Annotated in this window: 10 protein-coding genes; all 10 read right to left on the bottom strand. The window is 35.3% G+C overall.

From position 1 onward, the window contains the following. Positions 1-12: 12 nt before the first annotated feature. The 10 genes from PBT89_RS05415 to PBT89_RS05370 all read right to left on the bottom strand — a co-directional run bounded on the left by PBT89_RS05415 (position 13) and on the right by PBT89_RS05370 (position 20426). On the bottom strand, positions 13-999 hold the full coding sequence (locus PBT89_RS05415) for a glycoside hydrolase family 43 protein (RefSeq protein ID WP_270063738.1): 987 nt from the start codon (positions 997-999) through the stop codon (positions 13-15). Next, the gene (locus tag PBT89_RS05410; protein ID WP_270063737.1) at positions 999-2576 is read right to left on the bottom strand and encodes a glycoside hydrolase family 28 protein; all 1578 of its coding nucleotides are present in this window, start codon (positions 2574-2576) and stop codon (positions 999-1001) included. The genes PBT89_RS05415 and PBT89_RS05410 overlap by 1 nt, the downstream gene beginning before the upstream one ends. Further along, positions 2576-4006 carry a glycoside hydrolase family 140 protein gene (locus PBT89_RS05405; RefSeq protein ID WP_270063736.1) on the bottom strand — a complete coding sequence of 477 codons (1431 nt, stop codon included), beginning with the start codon at positions 4004-4006 and terminating at the stop codon, positions 2576-2578. Before PBT89_RS05405 ends, PBT89_RS05410 begins: the two co-directional genes overlap by 1 nt. Before the next feature lie 3 nt (positions 4007-4009). Beyond that, positions 4010-7123 (bottom strand): DUF6298 domain-containing protein, encoded by a 3114-nt coding sequence (locus tag PBT89_RS05400; RefSeq protein WP_270063735.1) that lies wholly within the window; start codon positions 7121-7123, stop codon positions 4010-4012. 13 nt (positions 7124-7136) lie between these two features. Further along, the gene (locus PBT89_RS05395; protein ID WP_270063734.1) at positions 7137-8831 is read right to left on the bottom strand and encodes a polysaccharide lyase; all 1695 of its coding nucleotides are present in this window, start codon (positions 8829-8831) and stop codon (positions 7137-7139) included. A gap of 163 nt (positions 8832-8994) precedes the next feature. Beyond that, a complete protein-coding gene (locus PBT89_RS05390) occupies positions 8995-11103 on the bottom strand; it encodes a DUF3826 domain-containing protein (RefSeq protein ID WP_270063733.1) in 2109 nt (702 codons plus the stop codon). A gap of 4 nt (positions 11104-11107) precedes the next feature. Next, on the bottom strand, positions 11108-12829 hold the full coding sequence (locus PBT89_RS05385) for a pectate lyase family protein (RefSeq protein WP_270063732.1): 1722 nt from the start codon (positions 12827-12829) through the stop codon (positions 11108-11110). 86 nt (positions 12830-12915) lie between these two features. Next, positions 12916-14883 carry a RagB/SusD family nutrient uptake outer membrane protein gene (locus PBT89_RS05380; protein ID WP_270063731.1) on the bottom strand — a complete coding sequence of 656 codons (1968 nt, stop codon included), beginning with the start codon at positions 14881-14883 and terminating at the stop codon, positions 12916-12918. A gap of 14 nt (positions 14884-14897) precedes the next feature. After that, positions 14898-18104, bottom strand: coding sequence for a SusC/RagA family TonB-linked outer membrane protein (locus tag PBT89_RS05375; RefSeq protein ID WP_270063730.1), 3207 nt, complete (start codon positions 18102-18104; stop codon positions 14898-14900). Positions 18105-18410: 306 nt separating this feature from the next. Then, positions 18411-20426: an aceric acid hydrolase gene (locus PBT89_RS05370; protein WP_270063729.1), complete on the bottom strand. Its 2016-nt coding sequence runs from the start codon at positions 20424-20426 to the stop codon at positions 18411-18413. Position 20427 lies beyond the last annotated feature (1 nt).

The following is a 20427-nucleotide window of genomic DNA, read 5'->3' as shown; positions in this document are numbered from 1 at the left end:
AATCTTAATTTTTCATTCCATGCTTTTGGCGATAAGTCCGTTTAAAACCTTTCTTGAAATACGAGTAATTGTTCCATGTTTATGCCCCTCAGGTAATTCAATTTTATCACTTATATTTCTGAATTCTTTAAAATTTTCAGTTTCAACAGCACCAAAGCTTTTCTCACCATAATTATCGTAATATATAATGTATTTCGCATCCTGTTGTATCACGGTAGGGCCTTCTGTTAGAAAGTTTGTGAATGATTTAGAGATATTTTGATATGGCCCTAGAGGATTACTTCCAAAGGCAACTTTTAGATTTCTATTTGGTCGCGTATTATCCTTTAAAACAAGCACATAATCATCTTTTCCTCTATAAACAATAACACAATCAATCATACTAAACCCAGCATCCATGAACAATTTTGTATCGGTAAATTCTTCAAAATTCACAGTGGTGGTATAATACATTCTGTGATTATTTTTTTCTTCCTCATCTCCTTTTTCAAATCTGAAAGGAATAGTAGATGCCCATAAAATAATAAATCTCTGATTTTTTTTATCATAAAAAAGTTCAGGCGCCCAAACATTTACTACCTCTTTTTCATGTTTCATTACCGGAATTATTTTAGGTTTACTCCAGTTAATGAAATCTGTAGTGCTGGCGTAACCAAAACCATTACCACCACGCCAATCGGTTGTCCAAACCATATGATATAGGCTATCTCTCCCTTTTGTCACGGAAGGATCTCTCATTATTTTACTTTTTCCAACAGTAGGTTTAAGAAAAGGCCCTCCTAAATTTTCCCACTTATAACCATCTTCACTATAGGCTAAATAAAGACCTTCATCTGCAGGTTCGCGGAAGCTGGTAAACAGAAATACTGAATCCGATTTCTTTTTTTGAGTTTCTTCAGATTCAGACGTATTGTTCGTGATTGAAACTTCATTTTTTTCAGTTTTATTTTTACAAGAAAAAACGAAGATTAAGCTTACTATTAGAAATATTCTTTTCATTAGTTCTTATTTGTAATAATCACATTATTTGATATTTCTTTACCCATTTCTGATATTTTATTCGCTTTAGGCAATATATTACCACTCAAGTAGACATTTTTTGTTTTTTCTCCTGATACCGATAGAAAAAGGTCGAAAGGCATAAACATTGCCGTGTTTCTAACAACAATATTTTTTATATTTTCAATTTTAATTACAGGTGTATTTTTTAGTGGATTTTCAGATTCAATATTATCCAAGACAATATTTTCAGAATTTAAAAATTCAAAAGAGGGGCCCATTTTGGTAGTTACAGAGACATCATGAAATTCTACATTTTTAGTTACAGAAATATAAAAACCTTCTTCAGATTGAAAATCAATATCTGAAAAAGAAATATTCTCTACTGGCATTTCTTCAATCCCAGCTATCCAGCCCGCTTTTTTAATATTATTACCGGTAATTCCTGAAAAATGAATGTTTCTAAATGTTGGCGTTCTTTCGGTGACTGGCTCAATAGTTTTATTATGATCGTAAAACATATTCATCATAATCGCTTCTTTTTGAATGTTATTCATAACAATATTGGAAACTCGAATATCCTCGACTACCCCACCACGTCCACGTGCTGTTTTAAGTCTTATTCCTCGATCGGTTCCGTCGAAAACGCAATTCGAAATTGTAATTTTTTTGATTCCTCCACTCATTTCACTGCCAATTACTACACCACCGTGACCACTGAGCATTGTACAATTTGTAATGGTTACATTTTCTGTTGGAGTTGCCCACTTTCTACCGTCGGCATCACGACCAGATTTAATAGTTATACAGTCATCTCCTACACTTATATGGCTATCTGAAATATGTACATTTTTACAGGACGTAGGATTAATTCCGTCTGTATTTGGTGATTCCGGATTATTTATGGTTACGCCTGTAATTCTAATATTATTACAAAATGCCGGATTGACGGTCCAAAAAGGACTGTTTTGAATAGTTACTCCTTCAATTAAAATATTGTTAGAACGATAAGCCTGAAACAAAGGTGGCCTGAAGAATTCCCAGCTCATTGTTCTCTGATAGTAATCGGAAGTTTTAAGTCCCTTATTCTGCTCCACCCACATTTTCTGAAATTTGGTTCTAGGCGGTTTTTCTTCCGCAGTTTCAATTCTATATAATTCTAACCACCATTTTCTACCTTGTCCATCGATAGTTCCTCTGCCAATTATAGCAATATTTTCTACTTCATATGCATAAATTAAAGGAGAGAAATTTTTCATTACCGTACCCTCCCACCTCATCTCTACAAAAGGTAAATAATCATTAAAATCATCAGAAAAACGTAACATGGCGCCTGCATCAAGATGCAATGTAATATTACTTTTTAAACGAATTGCTCCGGTTAGATAATCGCCGGCTGGAAAGTAAACTGTTCCACCACCATTTTCAGAAGCTTCATCAATAGCAGACTGTATTACTTCAGTAATAACAGAATCTTTTAAATTTTTTCTTTTTTCGGCAATATTAATCCAGTCGACTTGAGCAAAAGTTATGTATGGTAAAAACAGTAATATTAGTAGTTGAATTTTTCGATACATTATGCTTTATTTTCTAGTATTAATACCCAATCGTTTCCTTCTTCTTTATTTCCTTCAGGCTTAAATGAAAAAACTTCGCTTTCCGAATTTGAAGGTTTTTCTATAGCCGTTTTTTTACCATTTTTAGGATTAAACCAAAAGGCATTAAAATTTTTAAATCCAAGGTTTGCGGAATCGATTTCTATTTTTCTACCGTTATAGGTATAAACCATAGAAAAGCCTTCTCCGCTAGTTGCGGGTAAATAATCATAACGTTTTCCATTATTAGCTACCAAAATAGAATCTGGTTTTCTACTGAAAAATGGATAATTGAGCATCAACTTTTTAATATACTTCATTTGTTTTGCTCCTGGCTCATCAAGAGCTTCTTTCCATAACATTTTATTGCCATAAGCTCCAGTTTTATCCTGCTCGCTATGCATCTGCATTACCGCACTATGACCGTAAGTAAATCCTGCCGCTCCTTCGAAAACCGACCAATATGCATAACGTCTAATTTCGTGAGCTTTCCAAAATGGTAATAGCGTATCATGAAGACCGTATGGAATTCCTTCATAAGAGGGTTCTCCATCCAAAGTAGGTCTAACAGGTTTTAAATTATAATCATTTTTTACATATCTCCAGTTATCCTCGCCATAAGCTCTTTCGGTATCATCTTGATCGTAAGTACGATGCCCCGATTGAAACATATTAAAATCAAGCCAGCTTGCTTCCTGAAACCAATCTGATGAGTCGTGTCTGCCTCTTGGATGGAAAGTAATTAATTTATTAGGATTGTATTCATCCAAACTTTCTCCAAGAGCATTCCAGACATTTGTATATTCGTTACCAAAAGTATCCCCTCCGTTTAACCAAATTACATTCTTATAATCTTTATATCTTTCAGCAAGAAATTTACCATATTGCCTAGACTGTTCTTCCGTTACATTTTTAATATTGCCGCCCCAAACCGGAACTAATGCCATATAAATTTCATTTTCTTCTGCAGTTTTAACAGCATAATCTATATGATCCCAAAAATCGTATTGCAAAGAGTCTGAAAATTGAGATCCTTCCTTAATTACAGGTTCTGTTACATTTCCATTTACCAAAGCACTATCTCCATAAATATTGGATGCTTCCAGAGTATGCAATACCATAGCTTGAATTACATTGAATTCTTTAGATTTTCTGTCTTCTATATATTCCTTTATTTCCTTACGATCCAGTTTATTAAACATCAGCCAACCAGTATCTCCTAACCAGAAAAAAGGATCTCCATTTTCCTTTTGAAAATAATGCTTATTATCGGAAATAATTAATCTACCGAATTTAGTTTCATCTTTCGCTTCTAATGATTTAGTCTCAGACCGCTTCTCATTTTTACATGCTGAAATTGCAATCAGACTAAAGAAAATGATAAAAAAATTGTATAATATCGGTTTTCTCATAATTTAAATCTTTGTAATAAAAAATATATGATTATTATTTTCTGGAACAATTTCCACCTTTGTACCTGCTTTTAAAACTTCTGTTTTTTGGGTTTGTCCTGTCTCACTGTTGACATTGTACACTTGAAACATGCCTTTAGATTTTGAAAGATCTATAGAAAACGTGTCTATTTTATTTAAATAAAACAAGTACGCCTGTCCACTATTTTGAAGGGTCCAAATGCTACTATTGAAATCTTCATCTTTCTCAAATTTCATTTTAGGGATTTCCACATAAAATGATTCAAGATCTATCTTTGGAATACTGGGTAACGAAGCTTTTGCCATAAGCTGCGCCCACCCGAAACGAGGCGCTCCATTGGTATTATATATTACTGCTTTTTCAGGAAATTTTTCTCGATACTCTCTAATTGCTCTATACACTGATCTATTCGATTCTTTTCCCGTATTCATTTTCCTAGCATGTTGACGAGGTGCAAGATTTTTACCTCCTTCCGGAGCGTAAGTTTCGCCATTTTCTCGATAATACCAGTATTTGATATCAATTACATCAACAACTTCCGCTCTTGTCTTATCATTTAGGATTGCATCTTGTACATCTTTGGTAGCACTTAATCCTATGTAGGCAACATTATCGTTTTGTTTTTCCCATGATTTGGTTACATCCAGCCAAAATTCCATAAAATGAAGTGGTCCTGTATATTCGGCACTCGTAAACTGGATGGTACTACTCTCATTCTTAAAATTCTCTAGAGAATGTTCGATATATTTTTTATGTAAATTTCTTCGATTCTCATTTTTTACATCATAAAATTGTCGAGCCATAAAAATTCGCTTGTCACCTGCATAAGGTGGTGGCTCTGGAAAACCTGTTTCATTGATATTATTGGCAGCTCTCCACGGAGAACTGGACCAGTGCGCACCTGCTTCCAGAATGTTGTGTTGAAAATATTGCTGATGAAATAACATCTGTCCTTCCTTTTCAGCGAGTTGCGCATAACTTTTTAGACGAGACCAATACCATGTATTGTATTTTGTAAGATCATATTTACTAAGATGATCCCAGGCAGTACCTTTCCCGCTGCGGGCAAAAGGCTGTTCATAAAATGGTGGCCATGTATCGGTATCATATCTTCTTACTCGCTGATGATCGTCCATACGACGATCGTACCACAAACCATAATTATGATCTAAAGCTGTAATATTATTCTCTTTCAACCAAGAAACGGTCTCCTCTAAATTATCGGTTAAACCAATTCCTCTTCGCCCAGGCACAAATCTAGTAATATGTGGAGACGATTTTCGAATATCATCATCTCGCAAACTTCCTCTCCACCACATAACCGACATATGTTTTCCTGCAAGGAGTTTTTCATTAGAGGTGATCATCCCATTTTTCAAAGTAATTTTTTTATTACTTTTTTTAATAGTTTTTGTTTTAGGTAATTTTAGGTCTTGAAAATTCTTAGCACTTTCATTATTAAAATTAATTGGTTTTCGATCATCAACATTTGAAATCCATTCTTTCAAATTCCTTAGTTCATTTTCAGCTTCCCGAGTAAGCTGCTCAGCAGCTTGTAAAGTTGGACTTGATGATGGCTCTGTGCCGATCTCAAGAATATCCGGTTCAATTTCAGATGTACTTAATCTTTTATCTAATTGAGCATAAAATAAACTTCTTGGGGTTATATGGCTGTTCACTTCTTTCCAATGACCGTTTCCTGAATATTGTCCCCATACTCCAAATGCCCAGTTTTGTGCAGTTGGCGGACTTGGAACTTTCATCATAGATGCCGAACTTTCCCAAATAACTGAGTTTGCAGCAGTCCATCCAGAGCCTCTGGCTGATTGTCCCTGGTTTGCAAAGCTAAGCGCATCTCCATCAATATTTACAATGTCGAATAGAATACCAGTGGCCAAACTTCCTATAGCTCCACTAAAACTATACGGTAAATATGCTTCACATTGCACAAATACATTAGGACCGGTAGCGCCGTAACCGCCAACTGCAAAATCATGATAGCCATATTCGGAATAACATCGCTGGAATAGCGTTAATTGGCCTTCAGTATAAAAAGTTTGCCTTCTAAAAGCAGCAATTTCAGATACTGGGTTTTCTGAAATACAATCTTCAACAGTAATTTGTTTTGTAGTTTTAAGTAAATGCACTGCACCGCCTGCTAAATTTTTAAAATTAACTCGTCTAACCCATACATTTTTTGCGTTACCTATTGAAATACCAAGCCATCGATGTTGTTCGTCTTTTAGGTTGTCCTGATTAAACTCAGATTTAATAGATAGATTCTCTAATCCAACTTGTTCAATTCTACCAGGCCATTTATATTTTAATATAGATACATCATCGTTTTTTGGATCTAAGCTCATAGTGATTGGTGCACTTAATTGAAATTTACCCGATGATACATCAAGAATTTCTCGATCCCAGGTGATCTTCCAATCTTCGGGCTTCCATCCAATCCAACCGGTCTCTGCTCCAAAATCATTCATTTGAAGCGTATCTACAAATTGTTGATTCAAATTAAATTGAATAAATATTTCATCATTTTTATTCAATTCATCACCAACATTCATGTGATTTGCTCCTAATGGAATAAAATCGGAAGAAAGTTTTATAGTATCTGTTATTTCAAAATCGTCTTTTCCCAACACTCTAACGATCGCTTCTCTTTTTACACCGGTTCCTAGCAAAACAGTCCCATCTTCAGAGTTACCTGAACCTCTTAAAACTACTCCTGATTTTTTTAAATAAAGTGTACCATTTACTTGGTACAAACCTTTCTCCAAAAACACAGCTCCGCGGAATCCGTCTTTATCAGGTTTTAAATCTGAAACATAATCGATTGCCATTTGAATGGCATTGGTGGCATCACCGATGGGTGGAGAAACTACTATTTTTGCTGAAACATTGGGTAAATTTTTAGCTGACCTTTTATAACCGGCATAAGAAAAATCCGGAATTTTATTTCCTTTCTCATCTCCAAGATAGATGATTGAACCATTTTCATCTCTTCCGATATCAGGAAAATCCTGTTGTGCATATATATGGTTGCCTATAAAACAAATAGAAATAGTTATTAATCGTTGAATTAGTTTCATTTACGTGTATCAATTATCTCTGTAACAAAGGTTCTGTAAGTGTATTCTTGTTATTATCCATACTATGCCAATCCACATTTTTTTTAGGATCTATACCATTTATATATTTTTCTATATTCGTATATCCATCTCCATTCATATCTTCAATAGCATCTGAAGAATTTTGTGGATTCAAACCATATTTCTTTTCCCAAACATCCGGAATTCCATCGTTATCAGAATCTTTATAAGGTTTACCGGAATATGTTGGATATCCGCCTACTTGATCCGGACTCGTGATTATTCCTTTTTTGTAGGAATCGGCAGGCAATCGCCTATTTATATATTCTGAACCAATATTATTTTCCAAGCCTTCTTTATATTTAATCTTTCCTGTTTTAACTTGTTTTATAACTCTTTCGTCTACGGCATCTCTTTTTGGTAAAGTAGCTCCAACATTTTTTAAAACAAACTGATAGGCCTCTTTGGCAGATAAAATATCAATGTTTTGCATTGAAAACATTTTTTCCTGCCTAATATATTCTAAATGATCTTTTTTTTCTGAATTGTTTTCTTCTTCTATTTGAACTCCACCATTCCAATTATTATCAGAAACTTCCGAATTACCTTCTACAAAATTTCCGGCAACATATGCTCTCCCATAAGTTTTAGGATCTAAATAACCCGATTCAGGTTTTAGAATCCTGTAGCTAATTGGTTTATCTTTTGGGGTTATAGGGCCCGGTTTAAAATAATTATTAATAATATTAAATCGAGAACGATAATCCCCACCATCAATTGATCGATTCCACCAATTAAAGATTACATTGTTTACAAAATTAAAGCTACCATACATTCCTACTGAAGGGTTTCTAGATATATTATTAGCCCACAAATTTCGAATAAACGTACTGTTTAAGCCGCCGATTGTACTTCCGAAAGCATGATTATAAGTATCTAAACCTTCGGCTGAGATTGTATTTTGAATAGTAATGTTACTGGATGGTAACTTCTTTCGATCAGAATTTTTATTAGGTTTGAACATATTTCGATACATCGACATATTCTCATCTAACCCCCAGCTTACCGAACAATGATCTATTATAATATTTCCCATAGGATCACCTCCTAACGCATCATCTCTTCTGGTTACATCGGTAGCCCCTCTCCTAAAACGCATATGCCTTATAATAACGTCGTGCGTATCTATCCCAAAAGTTTCTCCTGCTATGCAAATACCATCTCCTGGTGCTGTTTGACCTGCTATTGTCACATAAGGTGCCCTAATACTAATTGGTCTCTCTAGCTGAATAATTCCAGATACATTAAAAATAATAACCCGTGCTCCTCCTGCTTCACAGGCTTCTCTTAATGTGCCAGCCCCACTATCTTTTAAACTTGTAACTACAAAAACTTTTCCTCCTCTACCGCCAGGAGTAAAAGCTCCACCACCCTTTGCTCCAGGAAATGCTGGAATATCTGCTTTTATAAAATCAGCTGGATGCGATCCCCACGGTATATAAGGTCTTCCATTTTTTGCCTGTTTTTTTATGATTGGGTAAACCTCACTATCCCATTTTTCTTGCAAGCGTTTCTCCTCATTTTGCATTCTTATATCAGTTTTATTTTGCAATGCTTCCGGAATTTCTGGATATTGAGCAAAGCAAAATACTGATTTTAATACAGTTGCTATAAATAAAGTATAATAACTATTTCGTTTTGAGAACATTTTACATAGAATTTAATAATATGCATTATACCCAATAAACCTAAGTTTTGCATCCTGTACTTTCTTGGAATATTAAAATGCCTAATCTGAATTAGATTAGGCATTTTAATGGGCTTCATGATACGAAATTTATGCAAAATTAATAGTAGTAAATATTATAATACTAACTTTTTGTATCCACATTATTACCCAGGTTTCTGTAATCAATTTTTTCTGTTGGATTGGTTCCGTTCAAATATTCTTCAATGTTAGTATAACCATCACCATCAGTGTCTTCTTTGGCATCGTTAGGGTTCTGAGGGTCTAAACCAAATTTAATTTCCCATTCATCTGGCATTCCATCCTTATCAGTATCCTTAAGAACTTTATTCTTATCAAAAGTAAGCTTTGGATATCCTCCAACCTCTTCAACATCATCAATTATTCCTGTTTCTGTCGGCGTTTGCCCAGTACGTACCATTTCTACAACTCTCTGATCTACTGCATCCCGTTTAGGTAAAGTTGCTCCAACCTTCTCTAGCACTCCATTAAATGCAGCATCAGCCGATTCATGTGGAGCAACTGGCCATCCTACAAACGGTGTATTAACCCTGGCTAGAGTTTTAAGTTCTTGTAAATTCTCCATATTTGCACTTTGTCCTCGCATACCTTCCCAGTTATTGTTCGTGACCTTAGGATTATCATACATAATATTTCCTGCCACATACCACTTACCAGGACGATCTGGAGATTCCTTATACCAATCTCCTTCTGCCCAAGCACTTCCAGGTGAATACATGTGTCTTTCTTCAATACGAGCAAAAATTGATCGAATATTATCCTCTGTAGCCGGCCCCGGTTTAAAATAATTATTAATTAAATTTATTGTTGAAGTTTCATCACCGCCATCTATGGAGCGATGTCCCCAATTGAAAACTACATTGTATCTAAAATCGAAAGATCCAGACATTCCAATTGATGGATTTCTTGCTGTATTACTAGCAAAAAGGTTATGATGAAAAGTAGACGGATTACCTCCCCAGGTTCCGCCAAATGCGTGTCCTTTTGCATTTAATGCTTCACTGGAAATAGTCCACTGAATAGTAATATGCTTGGAAGGATCTTTAATTTGAGTTTTCCCATCATAGGATGGCCGCATATGTCTATATAAAGAAATATTTTCATCCATACCCCAACTTGTAGAACAGTGGTCTATGATAATATGATGACTCGGATTTCCTCCAATATTATCGTCACCCTGTCCTCCAGAAGCTATACCTCTTCTAACTCTCAAATGTCTTAATATTACATTGTGAGTATTTATATTAAGAGTCCCGGCGATACATATACCATCACCAGGAGCAGATTGACCAGCTACAGTGATATCTGGATTATTGATATTTAAGTCTCCGTCAATTTTAATAGTTCCTGCTACCCTGAATATAACTATTCTGGCTCCTTTTGTTTCTAATGCTTCGCGAAGACTACCTGGCCCACTATCTTTTAAATTTGTAACTGCAATTACTTTTCCTCCCCGGCCTCCGCTGGTAAACATTCCTGCTCCCCAGGCTCCGGGAAAAGCTGGTATGACTTCTTCAGGTAAACGAGGTGGATGTGGTGGTTCTCGTTCTGCTAGTTTTTTTTCGCTTTCTTCTATTCTTTTTTTCCAATCTTCGCCCGCTTTAGCAAGGTCATACCCCCTAGACGACAAATAATTGTTTATTTTACCTTTATATTTCCCAAACCACCAATGTTTTTTATGGGAAGATCCGGCATCCATAGCCTTCTCTCTGGCTTCTTTAAGATTTTTTAGAACAAACTCTTTTTCTTCTTCAGCTAGTTCTGGTAACATTTCTTGAAAAGCACGATACGTTTTTGGAACTACACCGTAAGTCATTCCATCTTTTACCTGTTCGATTTGTTTCTCGTCCAAGTATTTTGATAAATCTCTTAAGAATGATCTATGCAATTTCGCTATTTTTTTGTCGGAATTATCTCTAATTTCCTGGGCTTTTAATTCGTACTTCTCTGGATATTTATCTTTCGGTAACTTTTTCTTAATTTCTTCAATTTCGCTATCTCGTTCTTCGTGAATTTGACTAAGAGATCGATATTGATTTGCAATAGTATTTTTTACTTGTAATTTTTCAGCTTCGTTCTCTATAGAGATATTAGCCACTATTTTTTCTGCTCTTTCATTAGTTACCTTTATATATTCAGGGTCTAAATTCTCCTGTGAAATAGTAGTTGAGATAGAAAGCATACTTAATACTAAAAAAAGTATTTTTTTCATTTTTTTATTTTTTGTATTCATTCAGACCATTCTTTAAATCGGCAAGAGTATCATGATTGTTTTCTAGTTTGGTCCAGTCAGTTTTCTTATTTGGGTCTAATCCGTTTATATACATTTCAATATTGGTATACCCATCTCCATTTAAATCTTTAATAGCATCAGAAGCATAATTGGGATTAAGACCGACAGCTTTCTCATATGCATCTGGCATACCATCTTTATCGGAATCTAAATATTTCTTTCCTTTATACTCTGGGAATCCGCCTACTTGTTTAATATCTGTAATAATTCCCTGCTTATAAGAATCTGCTGGTAATCTTCTGTGCTCAAATTGATAAAATGATTCTGGATCTACATCTTTTTCATAAATAGCCTCTCCTGTTCTAACCGTTTTAATCACACGCTTATCAACCGCATCCCTAACTGGTAGTGTAGCACCTACGTTTTCCAAAACAAATGAATAACTTTCTTCAGCTGTCATAATATTTTTTAACCATGGCATAGGCATTGATTCTTGAGCTTTCATATAAGGGAAATATTTATTGGCTTCTGTATAATCCATTAATTCTCCGCTTTTTCCTTCAATTTGAACACCATCATTCCAGTTATTAGCCGTAATTTCAGGATAATTTTTCATTATATTCCCATCAACATAAGCTCTTCCAAATACCACTGTATCAAGATCGCTTCTACCAGATTCAGGTTTTAATATTCGATGACCAACTCTGTCTTCGCTTGAGGTAATAGGCCCTGGCTTAAAGTAATTATTTATAATATTATAGCTTGCTTTATAATCGCCACCATCTATTGATCTATGCTTCCAATTATAAACAACATTATTTACGAAGTTAAAAATTCCATTCCAGCCAATCGAGGGATTTCTACCCGCATTACTAGCCCATAAATTTTTTGTAAACATGCAATTTTCCCCACCTAGGGTACTCCCAAAAGCATGATTATAAGTATCTAAATCTTCTGAAAAAATACTATTTTGAATAGTAATATTAACCGTAGGTAGTTTTTCGTCTTTGTAGTCTGCTCCTGGGCTATACATATGTCGATATATAGACATGTTCTCATCTAATCCCCAGCTTGCTGAAACATGATCTATCATTATGTTTCCAACGGGATTTCCTCCAATAGCATCATCTCTTCTTGAAACATCTGTAGCTCCTCTTCTAAAACGCATATGCCTTATAACTACATCATGTGTATCTATCCAAACTGTTTCTCCTGCAATACATACACCGTCACCAGGAGCAGTCTGACCTGCAATAGTTACATAGGGTGCTCTTATTATGAGAGGTGTTTTTAATTTTATAATTCCGGCCACATTAAATACTATTATCCGGGCTCCACCAACTTCTAAAGCTGCTCTAAGAGATCCTTCTCCGCTATCCTTAAGATTTGACACAGTAAGTATTTTACCTCCTCTTCCTCCATAAGTAAACATACCTCCGCCTTCAGCTCCAGGAAATGCTGGTATTTTGGCTTGAGGTATATCTGTGGGTCTGGCGGCCCATGGAATGTATGGTTTACCCTCTCTAGCTTCTTTTAAAACTATTTTTTCTGCTACCTTCCAGGCACTATCTGAATGGTTGTAGGCATTTTCAACTATATTTTTTTCACGTTGTCGATCTTCCTCTGTAAGATTTGGATATTGCGCTTTTAAAGTATTCACAATTCCCAAGATGAACAGTATTATCAATATTTTTTTCTTAATCATAAAAACAATTTAAATTTTGAAATTTTAGAAATAAAAAAGAAACTTATCTTTAAAAGATAAGTTTCTAAATCTGTTTTGCTTAAAAATTATTCTAATGGATCAAAAGTTCCTCCCCAACCGATTGTTTGTTCTAAATATGGATTAGTTTCAATTAAATCCTGATTAATTCCTAAGAAATAGTACTCATTGTACCAGGAAAAGGTCCAATTATTATCTGTTGGATCTAAGTTATCCCTAATCTGTATTCGGAAATAATTATCTCTCCACCATTCAACGTATTCGCTTTGATTAGTGATTCCTTCAGGAAACTCTCCGGGCACCCTACTAACTATTGGTACAACTCCCTCTTCATTAGGAGCAAAAGGATCGTCTGCCCCAATATAATCATCACCATTTTCGTTTTGAGCTATAAAATAAAAACCAGTTCTTCGTGTGCCATCAATAGGTTCTATTCCCAATCTAGTACATGTTCCAAAATCACCATTAAATAACATCCAGCGCTTTAGAGTATAATATCTTTTTTGCCTTTCATAGGCTAGTTCTACTTGCCTTTCTTTAACAACTGCTCCAAATAATTTATCTCTAGAATTAACATCCGCTAAACCAAAGCTACCGTCAAGATTTTCTAAACCTGCTCGTTGCCGAATCTCAATAATACCTTGTTTGCCCTCATCTAAATTATTTATTCCAATTGCTGCCTCAGCTAGATTAAGAACCACCTCTGCAAACCTAATTTCTATGTAATCATTGCCTGATTGTGCAAATCGATCGGCATTAGAGACGTTTGGATTGGTCATCTTTTTAACGTAAAAACCACTAGCATTCGCAGCAGCATCAGTATCCTCATTTGGCTGTTCTGAGCCCTCATCGCTAAACCAAGTATAATTCCAAGATCTGTAATCTGAATCTTCCGCATAAGGATATAAATCACCTGGAAATGCAAATGTGGCATAAAAGCGAGGATCCCGATCTTTATAGAAACTTTGCAAATCATAATCATAAGTATCAGATTCACCAATAGGTTTACCATCTTTCATAGGAAAAGCATCTACCGTCTGTTTAGTTGGTTTAGCTGCATAAAATGATGATTGATCACTTGGCCTATTAACAGTTTCCCAACCGCTATTTAACTGCCTATCATTAGTAAGAGTATTAAAGCTCCACACCCAAACTGCTTCTGGATTACCAACTTCCTGATTCCAAATATTAGCCCATTCACCTTCATATAATCCAAATCCATTGGATTCAAGAATATTCCTAGCCTCTAAGTTAGCTTCATATGCCGCCTGCCAGCGTTCCTGATCATCATCCCTATTAAACTGAGGGCTCGCCCATAATAAAGCTGCCCTACCTTTTAGTGCAGCTGCAGTTCCACTAGTTACTCTACCCCAATCTCCAGCATCGTTCCATCTTCCAGGCAATAGCTCTTTCGCCATATCTAAATCAGACATTGCTTGTCCTAATGTTTGCTCCGCTGAGGATCTAGGTGTTTGTCCGGCTGGATCCACTATTGGATTTTGAGCTTCTAATTCTATTGGAACACCACCATACCAGCTTGCTAAATCCAAATATTGATAACCACGCCAAAAATACATTTGACCTTTAAGGTAATTCTTTGTATCCTCATCCATGGTATCGTAATCGTCCACATTATTTATAAATAAGTTAATCTGACGTATTCTTGTATAGGTGGTATTTTCAATTTTTGAAGTCATTTTCCGACCGATATAATCCCATGCATGGCTCTCATTTGGTGAAATAGTTGCCCACTCCTGATTCCATCTGGTTTGACCGAAATATTCATCACTAGTCTGTAACAAATCATCATTATGCGAATGATACCACCATTGAGGCACATTACCGTCGTTAGGTAAAAAAAGAGAGTAAACATAATCTACATAGGCTCTAGCTCTCAATTCATCCTGAAATACTTGCTCATTTACTCCAGTCCAATCTTGTTTCTCCTGAAGAAATTCATCACTACAAGAAACTGAAAGGGAAATAAATGCTAGCAATATTAATCTACCTATATTTTTTTTAAATATTGTTTTCATTGTAATTTTTTTAATTAAGGTCTAATATTTAATCCTAGAGAAAATGTTCGAAGTATTGGGTATCCTCCCCACGCGCTATTAGCACCTTTGTACGAGTAAGGATTATAAAAATTGAATGGATTTAAAGCAGTTAACTGAACGCTTAAAGCAGACAAATTAAGACTCTCTGCAGTATCTTTTGATAATGAATATCCTAGATTTAGGTTTGGCATAGTGAAGCGAAAACTACTTACTCTCCAAAACTCGGAAGGTACCGAATTAATTTGTGAAAAATATGGATTTGGCATAGATCCATTTGGATTAGTCTCTGGATTGTAAACATCATTCCAAATTCTAGGTACACTAGCAAAATTTTGATCTATTTCTGATGTAATATCAATATCCCTTGCATCGATTGCATCAAAACCTCCCCAAGACATTCCTAAAGTAGCCCTAACACTAAAATTTTTATATTTTAATCTAATTGTTGAAGCTATTCCGTATCTATTATTAGGTTTTTCTAATTCTACACGATCATTTTCATTAATAATCCCATCAGGCTCTGCAAATTCGCCATCTCCAAGATGCTCTCCTCTTACATCTCGATAATAAAGCATTCCTGGTCTTAAATCTTCCGTTGGGATTCCAAAAACCTGCTGAATATTGTATTGATCTACATAAGCATCTATATCTGCTTGATCTTTAAACATTCCTAAATAATCGTAACCCCATGTTCCTACTTCGGACATTTCTCCTTGGCTCGCATTCCACGGCAAAACAGATGTTTCATCAAAGTTACCTACCAATACTTTATTAGTACTCCATCCACTGTTCACATCTATTCCATAGCTAAAATCCTTACCTATGTTATCTTGCCAGCCTACAGAAATTTCTCCTCCCCAAAAATCTACTTCTCCATAATTTTCAGCTGCAACGGTACCTCCTATAGAAAATGGCACAGCTCCTGTTCTTTCAATTAACATATTTCTACCCTGATTATAAAAAGCATCAACCGTAACATTTAATCTTCTGTCAAAAAATTGCATATCAATTCCTAAATTGTTTTTATAATCATCACTCCAAACAGCATCTCTATTGGGCGAGAGTTCCATTTTAAAACCATCTGATCTCGGAGAATCACCCCCAAAAACTGCTCCGTTAGCTAATTGAAAAGTATAACGTTGTCTCCACGCCCACATTTTTGTATCGTCCTTACCTAATTTACCGTGAGAAAATCTTATTTTAAGAAAATCTATAATATCAGATGTAAAGAAATTTTCTTCCGAAATTATCCATCCTCCAGAAATCGAGTAAAAATGACCCCAATAATTTTCAGGCGCAAATTTTGTAGAAGCATCCGATCGATATAAAAATTCAAATAAATACTTATCATTATATCTGTAATTTAATCTTCCTACATAAGACAGCGAGCCTGATTCATATTTCCAGGTATATCCATCTACATCCCCAAAAGCGGAATTGAATTGACCATTAGAATCTGGAGCTACCTCTTCTCTTAAAACTTGTTGCTGTGTACCTTCAGTTTCACCTCTCTCTATAGTTACTAGAGCCCCCAAAGCATGTTTACCAAATGTTTGATTATATGTTCCTACAAAATTATACTGTTCTGAAAAATTATCAGAATTTCTGTAGAATATTCGATCTCCATTTTCTATTTCTATTGGATCACCAACTATGGATGCATCAGGAAGATAAATATGACCATTGTCACCACTAGTTTCAAAATTGTATAGTTGATAAACAGATCCCAATTGACTCAGCTTACCAGTTCCCATATTTCTACCATATGTAGCTCTGAAAGAAAGTCCATCTACAAACGGTACCTCATATTCAAGATTCATATTGAATGTTAATGTCTGATCTTGATTTTTCGCATAGTTATCAAGATTTTGAATAGCAAAATAATGATATCCATCTCCACCGACACCTCCATTAGGAACATTTACAGGCAATCCATTAATATAAGGTGGAATGTATCGCGGAGCTCTTAAAAGGCTATTATAATCATCCTCAGCGTTTTCTCCTGTAACTTTATTAAATGTAGAGGAACGATTTGAGAAATTTCCAGAAACCTGCAGATTTGCATTTAACCCTGATGCTATATCTACACTAGTTCCAGCTCTGAAAGTCCACTTATCATAATCAACGTCCGATAAATTACCAGTTTGTTGATAATATGATGCTCCCCCAAAATAGGTAGCACCCTCGGCTCCCCCACTAACATTTACTGAATGTCTTTGAGTACTTGCAGAGGACCATGCTCTATCTAACCAATCATACTCATTGTTTTCAAAATATGCAATCTCATCTTCCGAGAAAAAATAATTATTACTATTACTATCTTCGCGGTTTACATTAGGATTCCCATATGGCCCATTTAGCTCATTAATAAAACGCGCGTATTCAGCCGCACTTAGCATCTTAGTTCTTTCTTGCTCATCGGTTATACCATAAGAACCATTGTAACTAAACTGAGGAGGACCTGCCTGTCCTCGTTTTGTTTTAATAACTACAGCTCCATTCGCACCTCTAGAACCATAAACCGCCGCTGCTGCATCTTTAAGTATACTAATACTCTGAACTTCCGATGGATCGAGCTGATTAAACAAGGTATTATCATTTCTTCCCTGAGCATCAATTTGAAGCACACCATCAATTATATAAAGCGGTTGATTATTTCCACCATCTTTAGATAAAGTTATGGGATTTCTAATAGTTAAAGTTGGCTTCAATCCAGGTCTAACTGAACCACCGGAAATACTAACTCCCGGCAATTTACCTCGTAGTGCTGTAGCTAAATCTCCCACAGGAAGATCTTCAATTTCCTCCATATTTACAGTTTCTACAGCACCCGTTAGATGCTCCCTTTTCTGTTCGCCATATCCAACCACTACTACATCATCAAGTTGCTGGTTGTCATCTTCTAGGACAACATCTATATTGCGTTCCCCTCCAATGTAGCGCTCAGTGGTTTTCATTCCAATAAATGAAAAAACCAGCGTATCTCTACCGTAAGCTCTAATGGTATAGTGCCCATCAAAATCCGTTACTACTCCATTTTGAGTACCCTTAACGAACACATTTACACCTGGTAAAATTTCTCCATCACTATCCGTAACATTACCAGATATTGTTCTTTGATCACCGAGGTCTTGGGCATAAATTAGACCTGCACAGAAAAAAAGAAAAATTGTAAATACCTTTGTAGTTATTTGTTTCATAGGTATTAGATTTTTGTTATTAATAATTGTTAGTTAATAAATTCAATCGATTTCGTAAATTTTCAAAGTTTAAATAAGATTAACAGTATTTACACTTTGTAAAACTCTATTTACTTAATTTAACTCAAATATATCTTAGAGTATTCTAAAACCTATCCTGCACTATACTGCTTATATCTTTTAAATCACCATTTTAAATTAGCAAATTATCAGATTTTTAAATTATTACTTAGTAACCTAATAATATTACAGATCAAATTTAGTTTAGAAAATTTTTAAAGTTCTATAACATTTTTTTAAGATTTATTAATGTTTAAGCCAGACGCTCATTTCTTCAAAATTGCGATTGCCCCACGCATAATAGGGAATCATCTGTATATTAATTTCGGAATCCTGTTCAGTATTCAAAGGTCTATATAATGTATTGTCCCAATTTTCTATTGCACACTTTGCTCTTGCATTCAATACCATCATTTTCCTATTATCGATAGAAATTAAATCTGATGCAAAATTAGTTTGCAAATCAAGACTCACCGAATTAACGCTTTGACATAAATTTTCGCTATTGGATTCCAGGCAATAAACTATAGGTCCCTTTTTTATTGCTACCTGTCCTTTTACTGATTCAACTAATGGATTGGCTACCATTTTTTGTATGGGCATGGGTAAATTTAAAACAATCTTATCTCCCGACTTCCAATTATTCTTTAATTCCAAATAGGTTCCTGATTTGATTTCATCTGTATATTCTTTTCCATTAATTTTTACAACTGCATCACTGCTCCAGCCGGGAATGCGAACATTTAAAGAAAAACTAGTTTTTGGGATTTTCTGTATATTAATTTCTATTTTTCCGTCCCATGGATAATTTGAAGTTTGGTCTATTATTATTTGATCTCCGTTTTTAGTTTTCGTATTAAGATGATTGCTTCCGTATAAATTAATATAAACTCCGTTTTCGGCTAGACTGTATGCATAATTATTAACTTCAGCTAGCGTTCTGGTTACATTTGGTGCACAACAATTTGATAAGGCGATATAACCTTCTCTTTTACTACCCCACCTTTGATCGAAAGGCAGATCCCTAGAAACATTAAGTGGATTATTATAACAAAACTCTTCTCCTTTCAAACTAATTCCTGAAAGAACACTGTTATAAAGAGCCAGCTCAAGTATATCTGTATATTTTGCTTCTCCAGTGATCTGAAGCATTCTCCAATTCCATAATACATTACCAATATTTGCACATGTTTCATTATGCGCTGTAGCATTTGGCAATTGGTAAGGTCTACCATAAGCCTGATGAATTTTCTGTACTTCTGCTGGATTATATGAGGTACCATCCGGAGAAACCCCATCATACAATGCACCGCAAGCCCCGGTTATGTACATTTTACGATAAACAACATCTTCCCAAATAGACTTAAGGTTTTCAAGTAATTTTTCTTCTCCAGTTTCTGCATATAAATCAGCAACACCCGCATATAAGTAATTAGCTCTTACAGCATGTCCCATAGCAACTGTTTGATCCCTAAATGGAATGCGGTCCTGATTATCATCTGTTCCATCATCTGTAGTTCCACGGATATTGATCAAATTATTGGCCAGCTCTAAATATCTTGGATCTTTGGTTGTACGGTACATTTCTACTACCCCCATGTAGTGAGATGGACAGATAGCATTACGTGCTAATTCTGGTGATGCTTTCTTGTAGAAATCATAGAGATAATCAGCTACACCTTTCGCTATATCTAAAAAATCATTCTTCCCAGTGGCACGATAATGAACGCAAGCTGCAGTCATTAGATGTCCCATGTTATACTTTTCAAATCCAAGCTGCTGTTGCAAATATTCTTCGCCAAGCGTTCCCCATTTTTCTTCAATTACTACGGGAGTATGAATATAGCCGTCTTCTCGCTGTGCTTTTCCTATCATTACTATGGCTTCACCCATTTGCTTATTTAGGTTCTCATCTTTCGTTAAAGCATAGGTTGCTGCCATTCCTTCAAAAACTTTATAAAAATCTCCGTCATGAAAAGAAGGTCCATCGTGCTTCCCCTTCATAAGACCTGCGGCAATTTCAAAGTTTCTATATGCATGAGTTATTTCTTCATTATGATACAATTTCCACATATATGGTAATGTATTATCTATTTCGACATCAAGCTGCTCTTTCCAGAAACCTTCTGTCCACTCAACATCAGCAAGTCCTACACTTTTTAATTTTGAGTAAGGACTTTCACTATTAGCCACCAGCCCCTTTCCCTGGCCAAAGCCAAATGTGGAAACTATAAGTCCAGCAAAAAAAATTATTTTATTCATA

Source organism: Zunongwangia sp. HRR-M8 (genome assembly GCF_027594405.1).
In the GTDB taxonomy this organism is placed as follows: Bacteria; Bacteroidota; Bacteroidia; order Flavobacteriales; family Flavobacteriaceae; genus Zunongwangia.
The sequence above is the reverse complement of the archived record's forward strand: the minus strand, read 5'-3'. Positions and strand labels throughout refer to the sequence as shown.

Excerpts from the sequence above, each read along its gene's own strand:
- PBT89_RS05415 (WP_270063738.1), bottom strand. The coding sequence starts at position 999 with ATGAAAAGAATATTTCTAATAGTAAGCTTAATCTTCGTTTTTTCTTGT.
- PBT89_RS05410 (WP_270063737.1), bottom strand. The coding sequence starts at position 2,576 with ATGTATCGAAAAATTCAACTACTAATATTACTGTTTTTACCATACATA.
- PBT89_RS05405 (WP_270063736.1), bottom strand. The coding sequence starts at position 4,006 with ATGAGAAAACCGATATTATACAATTTTTTTATCATTTTCTTTAGTCTG.
- PBT89_RS05400 (WP_270063735.1), bottom strand. The coding sequence starts at position 7,123 with ATGAAACTAATTCAACGATTAATAACTATTTCTATTTGTTTTATAGGC.
- PBT89_RS05395 (WP_270063734.1), bottom strand. The coding sequence starts at position 8,831 with ATGTTCTCAAAACGAAATAGTTATTATACTTTATTTATAGCAACTGTA.
- PBT89_RS05390 (WP_270063733.1), bottom strand. The coding sequence starts at position 11,103 with ATGAAAAAAATACTTTTTTTAGTATTAAGTATGCTTTCTATCTCAACT.
- PBT89_RS05385 (WP_270063732.1), bottom strand. The coding sequence starts at position 12,829 with ATGATTAAGAAAAAAATATTGATAATACTGTTCATCTTGGGAATTGTG.
- PBT89_RS05380 (WP_270063731.1), bottom strand. The coding sequence starts at position 14,883 with ATGAAAACAATATTTAAAAAAAATATAGGTAGATTAATATTGCTAGCA.
- PBT89_RS05375 (WP_270063730.1), bottom strand. The coding sequence starts at position 18,104 with ATGAAACAAATAACTACAAAGGTATTTACAATTTTTCTTTTTTTCTGT.
- PBT89_RS05370 (WP_270063729.1), bottom strand. The coding sequence starts at position 20,426 with ATGAATAAAATAATTTTTTTTGCTGGACTTATAGTTTCCACATTTGGC.